This is a genomic window from Bacteroides muris (ex Fokt et al. 2023) (assembly GCF_024704895.1).
GTDB lineage: Bacteria > Bacteroidota > Bacteroidia > Bacteroidales > Bacteroidaceae > Bacteroides > Bacteroides muris.
The window spans coordinates 1-1,349 of record NZ_JAMZEE010000093.1; the positions used below are offsets into that span (position 1 = coordinate 1).

General features: G+C 46.1%; 1 protein-coding gene. It reads left to right on the forward strand.

Annotation, left to right across the window (positions count from 1 at the left end):
• Window positions 1-52 precede the first annotated feature (52 nt).
• Window positions 53-1,273, forward strand: a complete 1,221-nt coding sequence (locus tag M1B78_RS18330) for a site-specific integrase (RefSeq protein ID WP_257941480.1) — start codon at window positions 53-55, stop codon at window positions 1,271-1,273.
• The last annotated feature ends 76 nt before the right edge of the window (window positions 1,274-1,349 follow it).

Sequence of the window (1,349 nt, forward strand, 5' to 3'; positions counted from 1 at the left end):
TTTATCAAAGCTACCGAGGATTTTCAATTAACACTTTAATACATAAAATGATATGCGAAGCACATTTTCATTGTTACCCTATATCAACCGCAGCAAGACAAAGGCTGACGGAACGACTGCCGTACTCTGCCGTATAACCATTGACGGAAAACAGACCGTCATCAGTACGGGAATTTATTGCCGACCGGAAGACTGGAACGGCAGGAAGAACGAGATAAAGTCCGCAAGGGAGAACAGCCGTTTACGGGAATACCTGCGGATAACAGAGGAAGCCTACAATGAGATATTGAAATCGCAAGGCGTGGTCAGTGCGGAGATACTGAAGAACCATGTCGCCATGAACAATATTCATCCGGTTACCCTTCTGCAAATGGGGGAATGGGAAAGGGAGCGGTTAAGGAAACATTCAGTAGAAATAGATTCCATATCTTCCTACCGCCACTCCATGTACTATCAGAAGTACCTGACGGATTATCTCGCTTCTTTCGGGAAGAAAGACATCGCCTTTGAGGAAGTGACGGAAGATTTCGGCAAATCTTACAAGGCATATCTTAAGAAATGCAAGAATTTCGGGGCTTCCCAGACCAACAAATGCCTATGCTGGCTGAACCGTCTGCTTTATTTGGCTGTCGATAAAGAGATTATCCGTGTGAATCCCTGCGAGGATCTGGAATACGAACCAAAGCCGGAAGCAAGGCACAAGTACATCAGCCGTGAGGAGTTCAAGAGAATCCTTGCCACCCCGATGTATGATAAGCGTCAGGAGCTTGCAAGACGGGCATTCATCTTTTCCACACTGACGGGATTGGCGTATGTGGATATAAAGCTTCTGCACCCGCATCATATCGGACGCAATGCAGAAGGCAGACGTTACATCCGCATCAACCGCAAGAAAACAAATGTGGAGGCGTTCATCCCCCTGCATCCCATAGCGGAGCGGATATTGTCACTGTACAATACGACCGATGACGAACAGCCCGTATTTCCTCTTCCGAGCCGTGATGCCCTCTGGTTTGATATCCACGAGATGGGTGTTATCATAGGCAAAGAGGAAAATTTGAGCTATCATCAAAGTCGGCACAGCTTCGGAACATTCCTGATTTCGGCGGATATACCTATCGAAAGTATTGCCAAGATGATGGGGCATTCCAATATCCGGACGACACAGGGTTACGCACGGATAACCGATGATAAAATCTCAAAGGACATGGACAAGCTGATGGAACGCAGGAAAATACAATCTATCGGCGAAAAGACAGACAGCAATAAGTAAACAGTATCAATTCAGTACATTATGGACAGAGGAATAATAACAATCAGTGAAACGGGTGTAGTCATTATGCCGACAG

What these genes read in the sequence shown, in the direction of transcription:
- M1B78_RS18330 (WP_257941480.1), top strand. Translation starts at nt 53, where the DNA reads ATGCGAAGCACATTTTCATTGTTACCCTATATCAACCGCAGCAAGACA.